Here is a 20,384-nt window from a genome sequence, read left to right as displayed (position 1 = left end):
TCGTGGTCGTCACGGAGCGACCTGCTCCGCGTGGTGGTGCACGATCCGCCAGTGCCCATCGCTGCTGCGCAGCACGTCGGTCACCCGGAACAGGTCGCCGGTCGGCTCCCCGGTCAGCTGCTCGACGCCGAGGTCGTAGCGGACCACGCCGGTGTCGCCGTACACGTCGACGACGAAGCCGCGCGGCACCGGACGCACCGTCGGCGGCGCCGGCGTCTCGCCGTTCCGGCCGCCCCGCAGCCCGTCGAGCGCCTCCACTCCGACCAGCATGTCGGTCTGGTCGGACTCCCAGATCGTGATGCCGGGGTCGAGGTGGGCGTCGAAGCGCTCGGGGTCGCCGTAGGAGGCGTAGAGGTCCTTGATGAAGGACCGCAGCGCGTCCTGGCCGTTCTCACTCATGTGCGTCTCCGTTCGTGCCCGTGTCCTCGGCCAGCAGCAGCTCCTGCAGCGGCCCCAGCCCCATCGGTCCCAGCTCGAGCGCCTGCCGGTGGAACCGCTTGAGGACGAAGTCGGCCCCCTGGCGCTGCTCCTGGTCGGCCCGGGCCTGCTGCCACAGCCGGGCGCCCGCCTTGAAGGCCAGCGCCTGGCCGGGCCAGCCGAGGTACCGGTCCACCTCGAACTGTGCTGTCTGGGGGTCCACCCCCGCTACCCGGTGGAGGAAGTCCACGGCGAGCTCGGGGGTCCAGGTGGACTCCTCGGTGAAGCCGTTCCCGCGCGGGACCGGCAACGAGAGGTGCAGGCCCATGTCGACGACGATGCGCGCGGCGCGCCACATCTGGGCGTAGAGCATGCCGAGCCGCTCGCGCGGGTCGTCGAGCAGCCCGAGCTCCACCGAGACCTGCTCGGCGTAGTGGGCCCAGCCCTCGGCGTACCCGTGGACGTGGCACAGGTGGCGCTGCCAGGGGTGCAGGTCGTCGAGCCCGAGGGTCACGGCGTACTGCAGGTGGTGCCCGGGCAGGCCCTCGTGGTGCACGGTGCTGACCTCGCGCCAGGTGGGCAGCGCGGCGGTGCCGGCCGGCACCGACCACCAGACCCGGCCGGGCCGGGTCAGCGCGTGGTCCGGCGGCGCGTAGTACATGACGCCCGACCCCGCGGTGACCATGCGGGCCTCGACCGGCGCGGTGTGGGCGGGGACGTCGAAGTGGGTGCCGTCGAGGTGCGCGGCCACCCGGTCGATGCGGTCCTGGAGCCACCGCACGAGCGGCTCGCCGGCCTCGACCTGGCCCGACGGGTCGCCGTCGAGCACCGCCAGCGCGCGGTCCAGGTCTGCCTCGCCGGTGATCGAGCGGGCGAGGCTGCGGCTCTCGGCGTCGAGCCGGCGCAGCTCCTCCCAGCCGTAGGCGTGCAACTCGTCGAGGTCCACCGTGGCGCCGAGGAAGGCGCGGCTGGTGACCTCGTAGACCTCGCGGCCGACCCCGTCCGGGGCGGTCGCGGTCGGCGCCAGGTCGGTGGTGAGGTAGTCGGCGAACGCCGCGGTGGCCGCGGCGGCCGCCTGCGCCGCCGCCCCGAGCCGGCCGGCCAGCGCGCCGTCGTGGCGGGCGACGAGCGACCCGTAGAAGTCGGTGCCCCGGGGGTCGACCCAGGAGCGGCACTGCCGGGCCAGCCCGAGCGCCTGGCGCGGGGCGAACCGCCGGCCCTCGGCGCGGGCCTGCTCGAGCGTGCGGGTGTACGCCGCCAGGCCGGCCGGCACCGAGTCGAGCGTGTCCGCGATGCGGGCCCAGTCCTCGTCCGAGCCGGTCGGGAGGTCGTCGAAGACCTGGCGCATCGCGTGCACCGGGGTGGCCAGCGGCGCGAGCAGGGTGGTGGTGAACCCGGCGTCGTACAAGTCCACGTCGCTGCCCAGCCGCTCGACCATGGTCGTGGCGAGGCGCCGGTCGCCCGCCGGCACCTGCTCCGTCGTGGCCACCGCGTCGCGCAGCGCCGCGACCGTGCGGCGGTCCAGGTCGGCCCGGGCGGCGAAGGCCTCCGGCGAGAGGTCCGGGACGGGCGCGGCGCCCTCGTGGCCGAGGACCGCCGCGGTCTCCGGGTCGAGCGCCGCCTTGTCCTCGAGGTAGCGGTCGGCGACGGCGCGCACCGCGTCGGGGCCGGCGGGGATCACCGGACCACCACGCCGGCGAACCGGGAGAGGTCGTCGCGGTGCAGGACGCCGCCCTTGAGCACGGCGTCGATGCCGCGCAGCGCGGAGATGTCGGCGACCGGGTCTTCGGCCATGACCACCAGGTCGGCGCGGCGGCCGACCTCGACCCGGCCGAAGAGCTCGGACCCGAGCCACTCCGCGGGCCGCTCGGTCGCCGAGCGCATCACCTCGAGCGGCGTCATCCCCGCCTCGGCCATGAACTCCATCTCGCGGACCGTGGCCGTGGTGCCGTCGAACGGCGCGAACGGCGGCATGTCGCTGCCCATGGCGATGGTGACGCCCGAGGCGATCGCGTTCTGCAGGCTCCGCCAGTGCGCGGGGCCGGCGGCGAGCGCCCGGTCCATCATCCACTGCGGGACCCGGTTGGCCTCGAAGAACTCCTTGCACCGGCTGACGGTGATGGTGGGGACGTACCAGACGCCGTGGGCCGCCATCAGGTCGGTGAGCTCGCGGGTCATCTGGTAGCCGTGCTCGACGCAGTCCAGGCCGAGCCGCACGGCCCGGGCGATGGTGTCGCTGGGACCGGCGTGCGCGGTGACCTTGCGACCCCAGTCGTGGGCGGTCGAGATGACCGCCTCCATCTCCTCGTCGGTCAGCTGCGGGGTGTGGATCTGCTCGTGCTCCCCGGCGATGCCGCCGGAGACGCAGACCTTGATCAGGTCCGCGCCGGCCCGGATCTGCTCGCGGGTGGCCCGGCGGAACCCGTCGGCGCCGTCGGCCTCGAGGCCGTCGGCACCGTGGCCGTGGCCGCCGGTGCAGCACAGCGCGTGGCCGGCGGTGTAGATGTGCGGCCCGTCGACGGCGCCGAGGTCGATCGCCTTGCGCAGCGCGAAGTCGGCGTACCGGGTCTCCCCGACCAGCCGGACGGTGGTGACGCCGGCGTGGAGGGTGCGGCGGGCGGAGTCGGCCATCAGCAGCACCAGCTCGGCGGGGTCCGCGGAGGAGACGGCGTCCTCCAGCGGGCCGGGGAGGCCCAGGCCGAGGTGGACGTGCATGTTGACCAGGCCGGGCGCCACCACGGCACCGTCGAGGTCGACGACGCCGACCGACGGGTCCGCGGCGCGGGCGGCGGCCAGCACCTCCTCGGTGCCGCCGACGCCGGCGATCGTGCCGGCCGCGTCGATCCAGACCGCGGTGTCCGGACGGGTCCGGTCGCCGTCGTACACGCGACCTCCCGTGAGGACGACCGCCTGGGGGCTACGCATTGCTCTCCACCTCTCCTGTGATCGACATGTCGAGCTCCTCGGCCCGCCAGCAGGCCGCCTCGGTGCCGCCCACCCGCACCAGCGGCGGCTCGGCACTGCAGATGTCGATCGCGTGGCGGCAGCGCGGCGCGAACCGGCAGCCGCTCGTGATCGCACCGGCGTCCGGCACCTCGCCGGCGAGCACCGTCGGCATCACCCGGGTCGCGGAGACCTGCGGGACCGCGGCGAGCAGCGCCTGGGAGTAGGGGTGGCTCGGCGCGCGCATCAGCGTCTCCGTCGGGCCGGTCTCCACGACCTTGCCGAGGTACATCACGGCGGTCCGGTCCGCGACCTGGTGGACCAGCGTCAGGTCGTGGGAGATGAACAGCATCGCCATGTCGAGGTCACGGACCAGCGACATCAGCAGGTTGATCACCTGCGCCTGCGCGGAGGCGTCCAGCGCGGTGACCGGCTCGTCGGCGACGATCAGCGACGGCTCCGGTGCCAGCGCGCGGGCGATGGCGAGCCGCTGGCGCTGGCCGCCGGAGAACTGGTGGGCGTAGCGCGTCATCGCCGCTGCCGACATGCCGACCCGCTCGAGCAGCTCGACGGCGCGGTCCTTGCGGGCGGACCCGGTGACGGAGGCCGCGACGCCGTCCAGCATCTGGTCGCCGACGGTACGACGCGGGTTGAGCGAGGCGTAGGGGTTCTGGAAGACCATCTGCAGCCGGGTCTCGGCGTCCGAGCGTCGCCGCCAGCCGACCGGGCGCACCGGCCGGCCGTCGAAGCGCACGCTGCCGCCCGCGGGCTTGCCGAGCCCGACCACGGTGCGGGCCAGGGAGGACTTGCCGCAGCCTGACTCACCGACCAGGCCGACGACCTCGCCGGGCTGCACCTGCAGGCTGACGCCGTCGACGGCGTGGACGGTGCCACGGCCGCGGGTGCGGTAGCGGACCTCGAGGTCCTCGATGTCGAGCAGGCTCACGGCGCCACCGTCCTCTCGCTGGTCGTGCCGGTCCCGTCGGTGCTGGTGCTGGTGCTGCCGGTGCTGCTCGCGGCGATCGTGGCCCGCGCGGTCCGGCCGGAGACCACGTCGCAGGCGAGCGACCGGCCGGGCACCGTGGGCACGAGCGCGGGCACCATCTCGCGGCAGGCGTCGACCGAGAACGAGCAGCGCGGCTCGAACGGGCAGCCCGGAGGGGCCTGGCCGGGGACGACGGGCTCACCGGGGATGGCGCGCAGGGTCGTCCGCGCGCTGATCCCGTGGGGGCGCGAGTCGAGCAGCGCCTTGGTGTAGGGGTGCAGCGGCTGGGTCAGCACCTCGCCGGTCGGGCCGGACTCCATCACCCGGCCGCCGTAGAAGACGTAGGACCGGGTGCTGATCGCGGAGAGCACGCTGAGGTCGTGGGTGATGAAGACGACCGACAGACCCGACTCCGCCCGCAGCTGCTCGAGCAGCGCGAGGATCCCGGCCTGGACGGTGACGTCGAGCGCCGTGGTGGGCTCGTCGGCGATGAGCAGCCGCGGGGACCCGGCCAGCGCGCTGGCGATCGCGATCCGCTGCCGCATGCCGCCGGAGAACTGGTGGGGGTAGGCGCGCAGCGCGGCCCGCGGGTCGGGGATCCGCACCCGGTCCAGCAGGTCGCAGGCCTCGGTGCGGGCGGCCTTGCGGGACAGGTCGCGGTGGACGCGCATGTGCTCGGTGAGCTGGCGGCCCACGGTCAGCATCGGGTGCAGCGCGGCGGTCGAGTCCTGGAAGACCATCGCGATCTCGCCACCGCGGATCCCGCGCATCGTGGCCTCGTCGAGGCCGACGAGCTCCTGCCCGTCGTACCGGATCGAGCCGCCGACCTGCGCGCCCTCGGGCAGCAGGCCGAGCAGGGCGCGGGCGGTCAGGCTCTTGCCCGAGCCGCTCTCGCCGGCCAGGCCGACGATCTCGCCCGGCCCGACTCGCATCGTGGCGTCGTGGATGACCGTCACCCGGCCCTGCTCGGTGGGCAGCGAGACGGTCAGCCCGTCGAGGTTCACCAGGTCGGTCATCGCGCACGCCTCCACGACTGCGGGTCGAGGCGGTCGCGCAGGGCGTCGCCGAGGACGTTGAAGGCGAGCACCACCGTGAGGATGGCCAGCCCCGGGAAGACGCTCACCCACCACGACGCGAGGTCGTTGGAGCCGAGCGCGATCATCGCGCCCCACTCGGGCGCCGGCGGCCGCGGACCGAGGCCGAGGTAGGACAGCGCGGCGAGCATCAGGGTGGCGTTGCCGAGCTCGAGGCTGGCCAGCACCACCGCGGGGCCGACGCTGTTGGGCAGCACGTCCTTGCGCAGCGCGCGGAACGACCCGACGCCGAGCAGGCGCGAGGAGCTCAGGAAGTCCTGGCCGCGGATGCTGAGCACCGCCGAGCGCACCACCCGGGCGTAGACCGGCCAGGAGACGATCACCAGGGCCAGCACCGCGTTGCGGCTGCTGGGGCCGAAGGCGGCGGTGACCGCCATCGCCAGGATGATCTGGGGGAAGGCGAAGACCAGGTCGGTCAGGCGCATCAGCACCTCGTCGATCCAGCCGCCGAAGTAGCCGGCGACCAGGCCGAGGACGCCGCCGATCGCGAGCGCCAGGGCGACGATCGTGGCCGAGAGCGGCAGCGAGAGCCGGGTGCCGTGGATGACCCGGGAGAGGACGTCGCGGCCGAGCTCGTCGGTGCCGAACGGGTGCGCGCCGGAGGGGCCGGCGTACAGCTCGCCGGACTGCTCGAGCGGGTCGTGCGGCGCGATCCAGGGCGCGAGGAGCGCGACCAGGACCCACCCGACGAGCAGCACGAGCGCCAGCAGCGCGAGCGGGTCGCGCAGCGCCTTGCGGGAGCCGGCGAAGAGCCAGCCGCGGCGGGCCAGCGACTTCTGCACGGCGGGGTCCTGCAGACCCAGCGTCTCGACGGGGGCGGGTGCCACCTCGTCGGCGGTCCGGCCGCTCATCCGCGGATCCTCGGGTCGATGACGCCGTAGAGGAAGTCCACGACGAGGTTCATGAGCATGTAGATCAGCGCGACGAGCAGGCAGACGCCCATGATCGAGGGCAGGTCCAGGCTGCTGGCGCTGCGGTAGGCGTACTGCCCCAGCCCGGGCCAGCTGAAGACCTGCTCGATCAGCACGGTCCCCGAGAGCATCGAGGCGAAGGCCAGGCCGCTGACGGTCAGCACCGGCGCGAGGCCGGCACGGAGCACGTGCCGCCCGAGGACGGTACGACGCGGCAGGCCCTTCGCCGTCGCGGCGGCGACGTAGTCCTGCTGCATCACCTCGAGCATCGAGGAGCGCACGAAGCGGATCAGCATCGCGACGGTCAGGCAGCTCAGCACGAGGACCGGCAGCATCAGGTGCTGCACGGCGTCCCACCACACCGTCCACTGCCCGGCGAGGGCGGCGTCGACGGTGTACATCCCGGTGACCTCGGGCGGTGGGGCGAACTGCGGGCTGAGCCGCCCGCCGTTGGGGGCGATGCCGAGCACGAAGAAGAACACGTAGAGCACCACGATCGCGAGCCAGAACGACGGCGTGGAGAGCCCGACCAGGGCGCCGAAGCGGATCACCTGGTCGGTCACGCGACCGCGCTTGACCGCACCGAGCATCCCGATGCTGACCCCGAGGACGACCGCGATGAGCATCGCGGGGATCGCCAGCTCGAGGGTCGCCGGCACGTAGTCGCCCAGCGACGTCGCGACCGAGCGGCCGTCGACCTGGGAGACGCTCAGGTCACCGTGGAGCAGGTTGCCCATGTAGGTCAGGTAGCGCTCGACGATGGAGTCGTCGAGGCCCCACTTGTCGCGGTACGCCGCGACCACCTCGGGGTCGGCCTGCGCGGCCTCGGACAGGTTCGCCGAGGCCGCGTCGCCCGGGACCAGCTGGACCAGGGAGAAGGTCACGATGGTGACCCCGACCAGCAGGACCAGCGTGACGCCGAGGCGCCTGGCCACCAGGCCGGCGAGCTGTCGCCAGCGCGCCGCCACGGGTCGCGTGCTCATGGGTGCTCCGTCTCGTGCATCGCCCGCGGACTACTTCTTGCCGACCGCGGCGACGTCGAGCTGCCAGCCGGCGGGCGAGTACTCCGCGCCGGTCAGGTCGGGGGTCGCGACGACGGTGCCGGCGTTGTAGGCCAGCGGGATGTACGGCGAGTCCTCGTTGAGGACGCGCTGCCACTCCTGCAGGGCCGTCACCTGGGCCTCGGGGTCGAGCGTGCCGAGCACGTCCTCGCCCGCGGCGATGGCCTCGGGGGTGGCCCGCTCCGGGGTCCAGCCGGTGGTGGCGGCGGTCGACTGCCCGGGCGCGAGGTTGTTCACCAGCGACGCGGCGACGGGGTAGTTCAGGCTCTGCGGGCTGAAGCGCATGGCGACCTTGCCGCCGCTCTGGGCGTCGAGGAACGCGGCGATCGGCTGCGGGTTGAGCTCGATCTCGATGCCGGCCTTCTTCGCGTCGCCCTGGATCTTGGCGGCGATGGTGCCGAGGTCCACGCCGCGGTAGGTGATCGAGGGGTACATCAGCGAGACCTTGGGCTGGTCGAGGCCCGCGTCGTCGAGGAAGTCCGCGGCGGCGTCGAGGTCCTGCACCTGCGCGTCGGCCTCCTCCAGCGCGCCGGGGAACGCCGGCGGCACGACACCGGCGGCGGGCTGGGCGTTCTCGCCGAACAGCTTCGCCACGCCCGCGTAGTCGATCGAGGCCCGCAGCGCCCGCACGAAGTCGAGGTTCGAGGTGACCTCGTCGACGGCCGGGTCCTGGTGCAGGGTCAGGAAGTAGTAGGTGTCCTGCGCACCGGACTGCTGCAGCGACTCGGGCAGGCCCTCGAGGGAGGAGCCGGACAGGTCGAGCGCGACGGTGGCCGACGTCGCCTTCGAGACGGTCAGCTTCTGGTTCTGCACGTCCATGTTGCTGATGACGACGCGGGAGAACTCGGGCGCCTCGCCCCAGTACTCCGGGTTCGCCTTGAGCACGACCTGCGAGGAGGGGTCGAAGCTCTCCAGGACGTAGGGGCCGCTGCCGGCCGGGTTCTGGTCGAGGTACTGGGTGGCCGAGTCGGTCTTGGCGGCGTCCTCGGCGTCGGTCGCGCCGTTCTCCTTGGCGACCTTCGAGTTCACGATGCCGGTCGACGGCATGGCCAGGATGGTCGGCACGTTGGGGTTCGGCTCGTCGCTGGTCACCACGACGGTCGACTCGTCGGTGGCCTCGAAGCTCATCCCGGCGACGATGACCGACGGGCTGCCCTTGAGGTTCTTGAGGCGGTTGAGGCTGAAGACGACGTCCTCGGCGGTGACCGGGGTGCCGTCGGAGAACGTCGCGTCCTCGTGCAGCTTGAAGGTGAACGTCGTGGCGTCGTCCGAGGCCTCGAACGACTCGGCCAGCTCGCCCACCGGCTCGCCGACGTCGGAGCCCTCGAAGGTCACCAGCGTGTCGTAGAGCGCGTTCACGGTCAGCGCGCCGGTCGCCTCGTACTCCATCGCCGGGTCGATGTTCTTGATGACGAACGAGGTGTTGACGGTGAGCGTGTCGCTCCCGCCACCGCCGCCCGACGAGCCGTCGCTGCCGCCGGCCGAGCAGCCGGCGGTCAGGGCGGCGGACACGACCGCGGCGACGGCGATGCGAGCACCGCGGCCCACGCTGAGGTGACGAGACATATCGATCCCTTCGGAGGAGGACGGCCCCACTGCGAAGGACTGTTTAGTCACAGTGAACCGCGTTCAGCGTGAATAAAGCACACCGGTCCCACCGGCCACAAACCGCGACGTGCGTCACGCTCGTGCCGGACTAGACGGGCGCTTCGGTCTGGACGGTGGCGACGACCCGCCCGCGCTGCGTACCGTGGCCGGGTGCTCGACCTGCGCGACCTCGACGTCCCCGTCGTGGCGGCGCCGATGGCGGGCGGGCCCTCGACCCCCGCGCTGGCCGCGGCGGTCTCCGGGGCGGGCGGGCTGGGGTTCCTGGCCGCCGGCTACCGCACCCCCGACCAGGTCGCGGCGCAGGTGGCCGAGGCGCGCCGCGCCACCTCGGCCCCCGTCGGGCTCAACCTCTTCCTCGTCGAGCCGTACGCCGCGGACCCGGCCGCGCTGGCGGCCTACCGCCGCGCCCTGGAGCCGGAGGCCCGCCGGCTCGGCGTCGACCTCGGCACGCCCCGCTGGGACGACGACCACCGGGAGGCGAAGCTCGACCTGGTGCTCGACGTGCGCCCCGAGGTCGTCTCGTTCACGTTCGGGTGCCCGGGTGCCGACGTGCTGGCGCGGCTGCGGCAGCACGGGGTGCACGCGATGGTGACGGTCACGACGCCGGCCGAGGCCCGGGAGGCGGTACGCCGCGGGGCGGCGTCGCTGGCCGTGCAGGGACCGGCGGCGGGCGGCCACCGCGGCCGGTGGGACCCCGACGCGGCACCCGACGGCACCCCGCTGCTCGACCTGCTGGCCGAGGTGGTTCCGGCGGTCGACGTGCCCGTGGTCGCGGCCGGCGGCCTCGTCGACGCGGCCGGCGTCGAGGCCGTCCTGCGGCTCGGCGCGGTCGCCGGCCAGGCCGGGACGGCGTACCTCCTCGCCGACGAGGCCGGCACCCACCCGCTGCACCGCGCCGCCCTGACCGGCCCGGAGCCGACCGGCACCCGGGTCACCCGCGCGTTCACGGGCCGGTGGGCCCGCGGCCTGGCGAACCGCTTCATGGCCGACCACGCGGACGCCCCGGCCGGCTACCCGCACCTGCACCACCTCACCGCTCCCCTGCGGGCGGCCGCGGTCGCGGCCGGCGACGTCCAGGTGGCGCACCTGTGGGCCGGCACCGGCTACCGGAGCGCCCGCTCCGCACCGGCCGCCGAGATCACCCGGGCGCTCGCTCCCTGAGCCGCCGGCCGGGGAGGGGTCGTGTGCCCCACGACGCGCCCCGTCGCGTCCGCAGGCACACGACCGCGCCCGCCGCGCCGACCGCCCCGGCCGCGACCACCGCCGCCAGCCGGTCGACCCGGCGCGCGAGCGCGGTGGCGCGCGGCACGTCGCCCGGCCGCACGGGCCGCCCCGAGCCCAGCACCGGTCGGTGCTCGACGCGGTCGCCGTACCGGTTGGTGCCGCCGAGGGTGACCCCCAGCGACCCCGCGAACGACGCCTCGACGACGCCGGCGTTGGGGCTGGGGTGGGCCGCGGCGTCGCGCCGCCAGGCCCGCCACGCCTCGCCGGCCCGCGACGGCGCGGCGGCGAGCACGCAGAGGGCGGCGTACCGCGACCCCGGCAGCCCCAGCACGTCGTCGAGGCGCGCCGAGGCCCAGCCGAACCGCTCGTAGCGGGCGGTGCGGTGCCCGACCATCGCGTCGAGGGTGTTGGCGGCGCGGTGCGCGAGCAGGCCGGGCACCCCGCCGACGGCGCCCCAGACGAGCGGGACCGTGACGGCGTCGGAGGTGTTCTCCGCGACCGACTCGACGACGGCGCGGGCGACCTCGTCGGCCGGCAGGCCGGTGGGATCCCGGCCGACGAGGTGGGTGAGCCGCTGCCGGGCCGCGGGCAGGTCGTCGGCCGCGAGCAGGTCGTGCACGGCCAGCGCCTCCCGCTCGAGGGTGCGCCCGCCCAGCACGGTCCAGGTCGCCGCCGCGGTGGCGGCGGCGTGCAGGAGGGGCCGGCCGCCGGTGGCGTGCTCGACGGCCACGCCGATGCCGGCGCACCCGCCGACGAGGACGGCCGTGTGGACGGTCCCGCGCAGCCGCGAGTCGCCGTGCAGCCGGTGCTCCAGGCCGCGCGCCACCCGGCCGAACGCCGCCACCGGGTGGCCGCGCCGCGGGTCGCCGAGCAGCCGGTCGGCGGCGAAGCCGAGCAGCAGCCCGACCGCCCGGGACCGGCTCATGCCGGCGCGGACACGGCGTCCAGCGCCTCGAGCAGCAGGTCGGTGGTGGCCGGCGGCCGTACGGCGATCCGCACCCAGCCGCCGTCGAGGCCGGGGAACGTGTCCGCGCGGCGTACCGCGATCCCGCGCTCGCGCAGTGCCTCCCGCGCCCCCTCGCCCACCCGGGCCAGCACGAACGACGTCTCCGAGCCGACCACCTCCACGCCCCGCGCGCCGAGGCCGGCGAGCAGGTGCGCCCGCCACTGCGCGATCCGGGCGGTGCGCCGCGCGGCCTCGGCGAGCGCGCTCGGGCCGGTGCAGGCGACCGCGGCGCTGATCGCGGGGGTCGAGACCGACCACGGGACCTGCCGCGCCTCGAGGCCGGCGATGCTGCGCTCGCTGCCGACGACGTACCCGGCGCGGATGCCCGGCAGCGACCAGTGCTTGGTGAGGCTGCGGACGACGAGCAGCCCGCGGCGCCGGTCGCGGGCCAGCGACTCGCGCTCGCCCGCGACGGTGTCCATGAACGCCTCGTCGACGAGCACCACCCGCTTCGGGCGGCGCAGCCGGAGGATGTCGGCGGCGGGGTGCAGCACGCCGGTGGGGTTGGTCGGGTTGCCGAGGACGACGAGGTCGGCGTCCTCGGGCACGGCGGCCGGGTCCAGCCGGTAGCCGTCCTCGGGCCGGCACTGCACCACGGTCACCCGGTGCCCGGCCCGCTCGAGCGCGGCGTGCGGCTCGGTGAACTGCGGGTGCACGACGACCACGTGCCGCCACTGCTTCCACCGCGCGACCAGCTCGAAAGCCTCGGCGGCGCCGGCGGTCACCAGCACCTCGTCGGGCCGGCGGCGGTGCAGCTCGGCGATGGCCGCGCGGGCCGGCGCCGGGTCGGGGTAGCTCGTCGAGTCCCGCACGCCCTCGGCCAGCGCCTGCTCGAGCCAGGCGGGCCGGGGTTCGGGGTGCACGTTGACCGCGAGGTCGAGCAGGCCGGGTCCGAGCTCGCGGTCGCCGTGGTGGTCCAGCGGGTGCAGCAGCGGGTCGACCTCGGCCCGCTCGGAGGTGTCCGCGGCCGGCTCGGGGAGGGCGTCCTCGACGGGCGGCGCGACGACCGGCACCGCGGCGACCGCCGCCTCGGCGAACCGCTGGGCAAGCCGGGGGTGGCCGGCCCAGTGCACGTGGAGGTACGACGCGTGCAGGGTCGGCGACGCGACGCCGATCAGCTCCCCGTCGACGTCCCAGGCGGGCGTCCAGCCGCGCGCGGCCCGGGTCAGCGCGGTCCGGTGGAACTCGTGGCCGCGCACCTCCTCCCCCGTCCGCGCCAGCAGGCTGTCGCCGACCGCGCGGGCGACCGGGTAGCGCAGCGTGAGCCGCTCGGACATCGCCGCGCTGGTGCCGATCACGCCGGCCATCGGGGTGTCGTCGAGCGCGTCGAGGAGGTAGAGCAGGCCGGCGCACTCCCCGACCGTCGGCAGCCCGGCGCGGACCGCGTCGCGCACCTGGGCCAGCAGCGCGGTGTTGCGGGCCAGCTCGCGCACGTGCACCTCGGGGAAGCCGCCGCCGAGCAGCAGCGCGCGCGTCCCGTCCGGCAGCGAGCGGTCGGTCAGCGGGTCGAACCGCACCACCCGGCACCCCGCGGCCGCGAGCAGCTCCTCGGTCTCGGCGTAGGCGAACGTGAACGCCCGGCCGCCCGCCACCGCCACGACTGGCTCCTCGCCCGCGGCCGCCACGCGACGCACCTCCGCGGCGGGGTCCCACGGCACCGCGTCGAGGTCGGGCGCGGAGCGGGCGACGTCGAGGACGGCGTCGAGGTCGACGTGCTGGGCGACCCGTTCGCCGAGCCGGGCGACCAGCTCGGCGGCCTCGTCCCGCTCGCCGGCCGGCACCAGGCCGAGGTGCCGCGAGGGCGTGGCCAGCGAGTCGTCGCGCGGCACGACGCCGAGCACGGGCAGCCGCACCGAGCGGCGCACCTCCGCGACGTTGCGGGGCGAGCCGGCCCGGTTGAGGACGACGCCGGCGACCTCCACCGCCGGGTCGTACGCCGCCATGCCGGCCACCAGCGCACCGACCGACCGCGACATCCTCGAGACGTCGACGACGAGCACGACCGGCGTGCGGGTGAGCGCGGCGACGTGCGCCGTGGACGCGAACCCGTCGGTGCCGAGCCGGCCGTCGTGCAGGCCCATCACGCCCTCGACGACCGCGACGTCCGCGCCGCGGGCGCCGTGCAGGAGCAGCGGGGGGATCCGCTCCTCGCCGACCTGGTGCGGGTCGAGGTTGCGGCCGGGCCGGCCAGTGGCGACGGCGTGGTAGCCGGGGTCGATGTAGTCGGGGCCGACCTTGTGGCCCGACACCTCCAGGCCGCGGGCGCGGAGCGCGGCCATCAGGCCGGTCGCGATCGTGGTCTTGCCCTGGCCGGTGGACGGCGCGGCGACGACGACCCGGGGCAGGCCGGTGGGCAGGCCGCTGGAGGGCCCGGTCACCACTCGATCCCCCGCTGGCCCTTCTGGCCGACGTCCATCGGGTGCTTGACCTTGGTCATCTCGGTGACCAGGTCGGCGACCTCTAGCAGCTCGGGCGCGGCGCGGCGGCCGGTGACGACGACGTGCTGGCGGCCGGGGCGGTCGCGCAGGGTGGTGACGACGTCGTCGAGGTCGACCCAGCCCCAGGCGATCGGGTAGGTGAACTCGTCGAGGACGTAGATGTCGTGCGCCTCGGCGGCCAGCCGCCGCTTGATCTCGGCCCAGCCCTCGGCGGCGGCGCGGGCGTGGTCCTCGGCGTCGCCCTGCTTCTTCGTCCACGACCAGCCGGCGCCCATCTTGTGCCACTCGACGGGGCCGCCCTCGCCGGTCTCCCGGTGCAGCTCGCCGAGCCGCTCGAGCACGGTCTGCTCGCCGATGCGCCACTTGGCGGACTTCACGAACTGGAAGACCCCGACCCGCCAGCCCTGGTTCCAGCCGCGGATGGCGAGGCCGAAGGCGGCGGTGGACTTCCCCTTGCCGTCGCCGGTGTGGACCATCAGCAGCGGCCGGTTGCGGCGCTGGCGGGTGGTGAGCCCGTCGTCGGGCACGGTCAGCGGCTGTCCCTGGGGCATCAGCGGGTCTCCTCGAGCTGCCGGGTCGCGGTGGCGAAGGCGGCCACCTCGCCGATGACGGTGACGGCGGGCGGCGCGATGCCCTCCGCGGCGGTCGCGATGCCGACCAGGTGCGCCGTACGGACCTCCTGGTCGGGGTGGCCGCCGCGGGCGACGACGGCGGCCGGGGTGGTGGGCGGCAGGCCGTGGGCGAGCAGCTCGGCGGTGATCGCGGCGAGGTTCGCGACGCCCATCAGCAGCACCAGCGTCGTGCCGGACCGGGCGAGCGCGGCGTAGTCCAGCGTGCAGGTCGGGTGCCCCGGCGGCACGTGCCCGGACAGCACGCTGAACCCGTGCACCACGCCGCGGTGGGTGACCGGGATGCCCGCGAGGGCCGGCACGGCGACGGCCGAGCTGACCCCGGGCAGCACCCGGGCCTCGATCCCGGCCTCGGCGCAGGCGAGCACCTCCTCCATCCCGCGGCCGAAGACGAACCCGTCGCCGCCCTTGAGCCGTACGACGCGCCGCCCGGCGCGGGCGTGCTCGACGAGCAGCTCGTTGATCCGCTCCTGCGGCGTGGTCCGCCCGCGCGGCAGCTTGGCGACGTCGAGCACCTCGGCGTCGGGGCGGGCCCAGGCGAGCGCCTCCTGCGGGGCGAGGTGGTCGACGAGCAGCACGTCGGCCTGCTCGACCGCAGCGCGGCCGGCGACGGTCATCAGCCCGGCGTCGCCGGGGCCGCCTGCGACCAGGGTGACGGTGCCCGGGAGCAGGGGTGCGAGCGTGCCCATCAGGCGACGCGGCCCGGGGACCGGCCCGTGGACCGGCTGCTGACGACGTCGACGAGGCCGTCGGCGCTCACCTCGGCCATCGGCACGTGCTCGGCGCGCAGGTGGGCGGCCAGCACGTGCGCCAGCCCCATCCGCATCGGACCCTGCTCGCAGTCGACGACCACGCTCGGCACGCCCTGCGCGGCCAGGTGGGCGGCGGCGAGGCGGGACCGGTCGACGGCGTCCGGGCCGGAGGTGGCGCGGCCGTCGGTGACCAGGACGAGCAGCGGCCGGACCCGTGGGTCGCGCAGCCGCTCGCGGCGCAGCACCCGCTCGGCCTCGAGCAGCCCCTCGGCGAGCGGCGTCCGGCCGCCCGAGGGCAGCTCGTCGAGCAGCGCGGCGGCCACCTCGACCGACCCGGTGGGCGGCAGCAGCAGCTGCGCGTCCCGGCCGCGGAACCCGACCATCGCGACCTTGTCCCGGCGCCGGTAGGCGTCGGTCAGCAGCGACAGCACCGCGGTCTTGACCTGCGCCATCCGGCGCCGGGCGGCCATCGAGCCGGAGGCGTCGACGCAGAAGAGGAGGAGGTTGGCCTCACGGCCCTCCCGCACGGCGGTGCGCAGGTCGGCGCCCTGCAGCCGGACCCGTCCGCCGGCGGAACCGGCGCCCTCGCGGGCCGAGCGCTCCGCGGCCGCGCGCAGGGTCTCGACCAGGTGCAGCGAGCCGCGTCCGGTGCCGCTGCCGACCCGCCGGCCGCTGGTGCTGCGCGACCGGCTGCGCCGGCCGGGGCTGCCCTCGCCGACGCCGTCGACGGTCAGCAGCCGCGGGCGGTACGCCGCGCCGGCGCGCGCGGCGGCCTGGTCGCCGCCGCTGCCGCTGGGGGTCGGCGGGGCCTGCGGGGCGGGCTGGTCCTCGGGCTCCTGCTCGCCCGGCTGGTCGCTCGGCTGGTCGGGCTGCTGGTCGGCCTGGTCCTCGTGGCCCGGGGCGTCGGGGCCGTCCGTCTCCGGGGCCCCGCCCTGCGGGTCGTCGCCGCCTCCGGGCGGCTCGGGCTGCGGGTCGGGCTCGGGGTCCGGCTCGGGGTCCGGCTCGGGCAGCTCCTCGTCCCCGAGGATCCGGTCGAGCAGGTCCTCGTCGAGGCCGGGCGCGTCGAACGGGTTGCGCCGACGCCGGTGCGGCAGCGCCAGCAGCGCGGCGGCCCGGATGTCGGCCAGCGTCACCCGCTCGCGGCCGGCCCAGGCGGCGTGCGCGGCGGCGGTGCGGGTGGTGACGATGTCGGCGCGCAGTCCGTCGACCTCGAAGGCCGCGCACACCTCGGCGACCTTGAGCAACGCGGCGTCGGTGACCACGACCGAGCCGACCCGCGCGCGGGTGTCGGCGATGCGCCGGGTCAGGTCGGCCTGCTGGGCGGCGTACTGCTCGACGAAGGCCTCGGGGTCGGCGTCGAAGGCGAGCCGGCGGCGCACCACCTCGACGCGGAGCGCCGGGTCGCGCGGCGCCGCCACCTCGACGGTGAGGCCGAACCGGTCGAGCAGCTGGGGACGGAGCTCACCCTCCTCGGGGTTCATGGTGCCGATCAGCACGAACCGCGCCGCGTGGTGCAGCGAGATCCCGTCGCGCTCGATGCTGACCGTGCCGGTGGCGGCGGCGTCGAGGAGCAGGTCGACGAGGTGGTCGTGGAGCAGGTTGACCTCGTCGACGTAGAGCACGCCGCGGTGCGCCCGGGCCAGCAGGCCGGGTTCGAGCTCGACCGCGCCGGAGGTGAGCGCCTTCTCGAGCTGGATGGAGCCGAGCAGGCGGTCCTCGGTGGCGCCGACCGGCAGCTCGACCAGCCGGACCGGCCGGGTCAGCGTCGGGTGGCCGGCCCCGAACGGGCCGTCGGGCGAGGTCGCGAAGGCGTCCGCCGGGTCCGCGGAGAACCGGTCGCCCTCGTGCACCTCGATCGCCGGCATCACCTCCGCCAGCCCGCGCACGGTCGTGGACTTCGCGGTGCCCTTCTCGCCCCGCACCAGCACCCCGCCGATGCCCGGGCTGATCGCCGTCAGCACCAGCGCCAACCCCATCGGGTCCAGGTCGACCCGCCGGGCGTCCCGCTGGTCGAGCAGCGAGCCCCGGCGAGCGTCGTCGAGACCATCTCGCTGGTCGAGCAGCGAGCCCTGGCGAGCGTCGTCGAAACCCGGTGACGTACCCGCCAGCTCGTAGCAACCGACGACGGCAGAAAAGGGGTACTTCGGTGGCACGTGAGGCTCCCGCTCGCTTGGCCATGGATGGCGACGCGAGGCCGGTCTTCGGACTTGCCGGGTCACTCCTGGCGGAGTGCTCGGTTCACCGCAGCGGGCCTGTGCCGGAATCTCACCGGCTTCCCAGATTCTCCCCGTTGTCCGTCCCCACCGCGTGACGATGGTTGGGCCGCAGGGGCACCTCACGTTGTGCGAGGACGATAGCGTCCGGCCCCGTGCCCGACCCGACTCCCCCGCCCGACGTGGACACCTCACCGGTGGTCACCGTCGTCGGCGTCGGCGCGGACGGGCGCCTGGACGAGCACGCCGAGGCGCTGGTGCGCGACGCGGAGGTGCTGCTCGGCGGCCGCCGCCACCTGGCGGACCGCCCCGAGGTCCCCGGCCAGGAACGTCTCGCCTGGCCCTCCCCGCTGGCCGACGCCCTCCCCGCCCTCCTCGACGGCCTCCGTGGCCGCCGCGTCGTCGCGCTCGCCTCGGGCGACCCGATGGTGTCGGGGATCGGTACGACGCTCGTCCGCCTGCTCGGCCCCACCTCCGTCCGGGTGGTCCCCGCGGTGTCGTCGGTCGCCCTCGCCCGCGCCCGGATGGGCTGGTCGGCCGAGGAGTCGGTCGTCGTCACCCTCGTCGGCCGCCAGGAGGCGCGCCTGCTCCGCGAGCTCGCCCCCGGCCGCCGGATGCTCCTGCTCACCTCCGGCGCCGAGACCCCCGCCCGCGTCGGAGAGCTGCTCGCCGAGGCCGGCCACCCCGACGCCACCGTCACCCTCCTCGCCGACCTCGGCGCCCCTTCGGAGTCCCGCTCCGTCCGCACGGCGTCCGAGTGGGCCTCCGTTGCCGCGACCGACGTGCCGGCGCTGCACGTCCTGGCTGTCGAGCTGCCCACCACCCCCGGCCCGTGGTTCACCTGCTCCTGGGCCGCCGGCCTCCCGGACGACGCGTTCGAGCACGACGGCCAGCTCACCAAGCGCGACCTGCGCGCCTCCGCCTTGGCCCGCCTCCAGCCCGCGCCCGGCCAGCACCTGTGGGACGTCGGCGCCGGGGCCGGCTCGGTCGGCATCGAGTGGATGCGCGCCCACCCCACCTGCCGTACGACGGCCGTCGAGTCCCACCCCGACCGCGCCGCCCGGATCGCCCGGAACGCCGCCCGCCTCGGCGTCCCCGACCTCGTCGTTGTGGAGGGCCGCGCCCCGGATGCGCTCGCCGACCTGCCCGGACCCGACGCGATCTTCATCGGCGGCGGCGCCACCCGCCCGGGCGTCCTCGACGCCTGCCTCGCCGCCCTCGTCCCCGGCGGCCGCCTCGTCGTCCACGGCGTCACGCTGGAGACCGAGTCCCTCCTCGCCGACGCCTACCGCACCCACGGCGGCGAGCTGACCCGCCTCTCGGTCGAGACCACCGGCCCTGTCGGCACCTTCACCGGCTGGAGGCCTGCGCGCACCGTGACCCAGTGGTCCTGGAGGCGGTGAGCGCTCCAGCAACGGGCAACTGACCGCCGGCCAGCGCCCCTCAGGCAGACCTAGATAGGCGCCCACCCCGCCCAGAATGGGCTACCCGGTGCCAGCGCCCTACCGCCGAGGCTGACGCCGGGTCTTCGCGGGGATAACGTCGTCTTGGCGGGTTACGTGCAGGCATGCAGATTCACGGCACATTGAGCGCGTGAGCAAGCGAATCGCCATCTATGCACGCCTGTCCGTCTCCAAGGAGGAGTCGGTCTCCATCGCCCGCCAGCTCGAGGCCGGCGCGGACGACTACGCCTGGACCTCCACCGGCCGGACCGTCCGGGAGGCCTGGGAGTCCACCGGGGACGACCTGGAGAGGCGCGCGGTCCTCGCCGGCCAGTTTAAGGGCCGGACCGTCCGGATCCCGCGCGGCAGGGCGGCCGGTACCTCGACAGGTCGAGGGTGGCGATCGAGTGGGCGACCGGATTCCCGACGATCGCCGTCACGTCCTGACGGACTCTTCAGTCGATCCAGAAGTGATTGGTGCCCAGATAGACGTCGACATCCACCAGCCGCAGGTCCGTATCGTCCGCTGAGTCCCAGTCGAAGTCGAGCCTGAACGTGCCGGTCAAGAAAGCCCCACCAGTCGTGCCCTGCAGTTCGCCGTTGACGTCGTCCCGCTGAAGGTCCGCGGTCAGATCCCCCTCGAACTCTCCGAGGAACTCGAACTCGAAGAGGGAGCCGCTTCGCGCCATGCGAATAGTCCCAACCTGTAGGTCGAGGCGGTCAAACTCGGTATCGCCGGGGTAGATCTGGCCGACGCTCCCCCGCCACCCTTCGAAGCCGCCCTTCGCGTCAGCGACCAACTTCGCCTCGACTGCGCGGAGCGGCTCGGCAAGCGCAGCCTCGATCTCGACGGCGCAGACTTCCTCGAGGACTGTCAGCACGCGTTGGGCCGGAGGGGCGAGGGCCACCACGACCGTGCGCGGCTCCCATTGCCCAACCTCGACGTGCCTGAAGCTGACGTAGTCAAGCTGGCCGTCAGTAACGTACGCGAGCGCCCGAAGGAGACCGGGGCCGTGTTCGCGAAGGACCTCGCGGTCCTCCTCGGAGTCGACGTCCGCCAATTTTGCGCGGAGCATCGCCGCGGCAAGGTCGTTATCGCTGTGGAAGCGCTCGACATGCCGGATGACCTTCGACCGGAAACGACCGGCTTTCCGGAGTTTCGAGAGGATGCGGTCAGTCCTCGTGTAGTCGGTGGTTGATTTCTCCTGGTTGCACGCGCCGCAGATAGGTCCGAGGTTGCGCGGGTCGTGGACGTTGAAGTCCTCGTCCAGCCCTAGTTCCGCCACGAGCTCCGCAGCGCGCGCCGAGTGCTTGGGGGCCTTGGGCAGCAGGTGGTCGATCTGAGTGTGGCGGAACTTGATGGGCTCGCCGCACCACCAGCATTGAGACCCCCAGGCATCCCAGATTGCCGACTTAAGCACCTCGTTGTTGCCGTCTGGGACGTACACGACCTCGGCCATTACTGGTCCTCCTCACTTAGGAGACAGACTGCCCGATCGCGTCGCTGAACATCGGTCTTTCGCCTGAACGGCGTCCCCCAATGCAGGCCCGGCGTCGTTGTGCTCGTAGTCAGGGAGACGTGTTGGCGCGTGGCAGGACGTCTACTGGACCTCAAACGACGAGAGGGTCCGGGCTTAATGAAACGGCCCCGGACGGGTGCG

At 74.7% G+C, this 20,384-nt stretch carries 16 protein-coding genes and 1 riboswitch; of the genes, 2 read left to right on the top strand and 14 right to left on the bottom strand.

Annotated elements, in window-relative coordinates; genetic code table 11:
* Window positions 1-9: 9 nt before the first annotated feature.
* From OSR43_RS02065 to OSR43_RS02030, 8 genes are read right to left on the bottom strand one after another with little or no spacing between them, the layout of a single operon-like run.
* Window positions 10-399: a nuclear transport factor 2 family protein gene (locus OSR43_RS02065; RefSeq protein WP_302269307.1), complete on the bottom strand. Its 390-nt coding sequence runs from the start codon at window positions 397-399 to the stop codon at window positions 10-12.
* Window positions 392-2,098: a DUF885 domain-containing protein gene (locus OSR43_RS02060; protein ID WP_302269306.1), complete on the bottom strand. Its 1,707-nt coding sequence runs from the start codon at window positions 2,096-2,098 to the stop codon at window positions 392-394. The genes OSR43_RS02065 and OSR43_RS02060 overlap by 8 nt, the downstream gene beginning before the upstream one ends.
* The gene (locus OSR43_RS02055; protein ID WP_302269305.1) at window positions 2,095-3,342 is read right to left on the bottom strand and encodes an amidohydrolase family protein; all 1,248 of its coding nucleotides are present in this window, start codon (window positions 3,340-3,342) and stop codon (window positions 2,095-2,097) included. Before OSR43_RS02055 ends, OSR43_RS02060 begins: the two co-directional genes overlap by 4 nt.
* Window positions 3,335-4,306: an ABC transporter ATP-binding protein gene (locus tag OSR43_RS02050; protein ID WP_302269304.1), complete on the bottom strand. Its 972-nt coding sequence runs from the start codon at window positions 4,304-4,306 to the stop codon at window positions 3,335-3,337. The genes OSR43_RS02055 and OSR43_RS02050 overlap by 8 nt, the downstream gene beginning before the upstream one ends.
* Window positions 4,303-5,361 (bottom strand): ABC transporter ATP-binding protein, encoded by a 1,059-nt coding sequence (locus OSR43_RS02045; protein WP_302269303.1) that lies wholly within the window; start codon window positions 5,359-5,361, stop codon window positions 4,303-4,305. The genes OSR43_RS02050 and OSR43_RS02045 overlap by 4 nt, the downstream gene beginning before the upstream one ends.
* Window positions 5,358-6,290 (bottom strand): ABC transporter permease, encoded by a 933-nt coding sequence (locus OSR43_RS02040; RefSeq protein ID WP_302269302.1) that lies wholly within the window; start codon window positions 6,288-6,290, stop codon window positions 5,358-5,360. The genes OSR43_RS02045 and OSR43_RS02040 overlap by 4 nt, the downstream gene beginning before the upstream one ends.
* Window positions 6,287-7,333: an ABC transporter permease gene (locus OSR43_RS02035; RefSeq protein WP_302269300.1), complete on the bottom strand. Its 1,047-nt coding sequence runs from the start codon at window positions 7,331-7,333 to the stop codon at window positions 6,287-6,289. The genes OSR43_RS02040 and OSR43_RS02035 overlap by 4 nt, the downstream gene beginning before the upstream one ends.
* A 30-nt stretch (window positions 7,334-7,363) precedes the next feature.
* Window positions 7,364-8,977, bottom strand: coding sequence for an ABC transporter substrate-binding protein (locus OSR43_RS02030; protein WP_302269299.1), 1,614 nt, complete (start codon window positions 8,975-8,977; stop codon window positions 7,364-7,366).
* Between the two features lie 192 nt (window positions 8,978-9,169).
* On the opposite strand from OSR43_RS02030, the gene OSR43_RS02025 reads away from it, so the two are divergent.
* The gene (locus OSR43_RS02025) at window positions 9,170-10,180 is read left to right on the top strand and encodes a nitronate monooxygenase (protein ID WP_302269297.1); all 1,011 of its coding nucleotides are present in this window, start codon (window positions 9,170-9,172) and stop codon (window positions 10,178-10,180) included.
* Here the strand turns inward: OSR43_RS02025 and OSR43_RS02020 are convergent.
* The 5 genes from OSR43_RS02020 to OSR43_RS02000 are packed head-to-tail and all read right to left on the bottom strand — an operon-like array spanning window position 10,158 to window position 17,221.
* The gene (locus OSR43_RS02020; protein ID WP_302269296.1) at window positions 10,158-11,168 is read right to left on the bottom strand and encodes a cobalamin biosynthesis protein; all 1,011 of its coding nucleotides are present in this window, start codon (window positions 11,166-11,168) and stop codon (window positions 10,158-10,160) included. The two genes, OSR43_RS02025 and OSR43_RS02020, sit on opposite strands and share 23 nt — an antisense overlap.
* Entirely contained in the window at window positions 11,165-13,627 is a 2,463-nt protein-coding gene (locus tag OSR43_RS02015) for a cobyrinate a,c-diamide synthase (protein ID WP_367891511.1), read from the bottom strand. The genes OSR43_RS02020 and OSR43_RS02015 overlap by 4 nt, the downstream gene beginning before the upstream one ends.
* Window positions 13,624-14,238 carry a cob(I)yrinic acid a,c-diamide adenosyltransferase gene (gene cobO / locus OSR43_RS02010; protein ID WP_302269292.1) on the bottom strand — a complete coding sequence of 205 codons (615 nt, stop codon included), beginning with the start codon at window positions 14,236-14,238 and terminating at the stop codon, window positions 13,624-13,626. The genes OSR43_RS02015 and cobO overlap by 4 nt, the downstream gene beginning before the upstream one ends.
* The gene (gene cobA, locus OSR43_RS02005; RefSeq protein WP_302269291.1) at window positions 14,238-15,005 is read right to left on the bottom strand and encodes a uroporphyrinogen-III C-methyltransferase; all 768 of its coding nucleotides are present in this window, start codon (window positions 15,003-15,005) and stop codon (window positions 14,238-14,240) included. Before cobA ends, cobO begins: the two co-directional genes overlap by 1 nt.
* A complete protein-coding gene (locus OSR43_RS02000; RefSeq protein ID WP_302269290.1) occupies window positions 15,005-17,221 on the bottom strand; it encodes a VWA domain-containing protein in 2,217 nt (738 codons plus the stop codon). The genes cobA and OSR43_RS02000 overlap by 1 nt, the downstream gene beginning before the upstream one ends.
* A 21-nt stretch (window positions 17,222-17,242) precedes the next feature.
* A riboswitch (cobalamin riboswitch) is annotated at window positions 17,243-17,391 on the bottom strand.
* Between the two features lie 45 nt (window positions 17,392-17,436).
* On the opposite strand from OSR43_RS02000, the gene cbiE reads away from it, so the two are divergent.
* Window positions 17,437-18,684, top strand: a complete 1,248-nt coding sequence (gene cbiE, locus OSR43_RS01995; protein WP_302269289.1) for a precorrin-6y C5,15-methyltransferase (decarboxylating) subunit CbiE — start codon at window positions 17,437-17,439, stop codon at window positions 18,682-18,684.
* 494 nt (window positions 18,685-19,178) lie between these two features.
* On the opposite strand, the gene OSR43_RS01990 is transcribed toward cbiE, so the two are convergent.
* Window positions 19,179-20,183: an HNH endonuclease gene (locus OSR43_RS01990; protein ID WP_302269288.1), complete on the bottom strand. Its 1,005-nt coding sequence runs from the start codon at window positions 20,181-20,183 to the stop codon at window positions 19,179-19,181.
* Window positions 20,184-20,384 lie beyond the last annotated feature (201 nt).

The sequence above is a fragment of the Nocardioides sp. Arc9.136 genome (assembly GCF_030506255.1).
Taxonomy (GTDB): Bacteria; Actinomycetota; Actinomycetes; order Propionibacteriales; family Nocardioidaceae; genus Nocardioides.
This window is presented reverse-complemented; position numbering and strand designations above follow the sequence as displayed.

What these genes read in the sequence shown, in the direction of transcription:
- OSR43_RS02065 (WP_302269307.1), bottom strand. Translation starts at nt 399, where the DNA reads ATGAGTGAGAACGGCCAGGACGCGCTGCGGTCCTTCATCAAGGACCTC.
- OSR43_RS02055 (WP_302269305.1), bottom strand. Translation starts at nt 3,342, where the DNA reads ATGCGTAGCCCCCAGGCGGTCGTCCTCACGGGAGGTCGCGTGTACGAC.
- OSR43_RS02045 (WP_302269303.1), bottom strand. Translation starts at nt 5,361, where the DNA reads ATGACCGACCTGGTGAACCTCGACGGGCTGACCGTCTCGCTGCCCACC.
- OSR43_RS02040 (WP_302269302.1), bottom strand. Translation starts at nt 6,290, where the DNA reads ATGAGCGGCCGGACCGCCGACGAGGTGGCACCCGCCCCCGTCGAGACG.
- OSR43_RS02035 (WP_302269300.1), bottom strand. Translation starts at nt 7,333, where the DNA reads ATGAGCACGCGACCCGTGGCGGCGCGCTGGCGACAGCTCGCCGGCCTG.
- OSR43_RS02030 (WP_302269299.1), bottom strand. Translation starts at nt 8,977, where the DNA reads ATGTCTCGTCACCTCAGCGTGGGCCGCGGTGCTCGCATCGCCGTCGCC.
- OSR43_RS02020 (WP_302269296.1), bottom strand. Translation starts at nt 11,168, where the DNA reads ATGAGCCGGTCCCGGGCGGTCGGGCTGCTGCTCGGCTTCGCCGCCGAC.
- cobO (WP_302269292.1), bottom strand. Translation starts at nt 14,238, where the DNA reads ATGCCCCAGGGACAGCCGCTGACCGTGCCCGACGACGGGCTCACCACC.
- cobA (WP_302269291.1), bottom strand. Translation starts at nt 15,005, where the DNA reads ATGGGCACGCTCGCACCCCTGCTCCCGGGCACCGTCACCCTGGTCGCA.
- OSR43_RS01990 (WP_302269288.1), bottom strand. Translation starts at nt 20,183, where the DNA reads ATGGCCGAGGTCGTGTACGTCCCAGACGGCAACAACGAGGTGCTTAAG.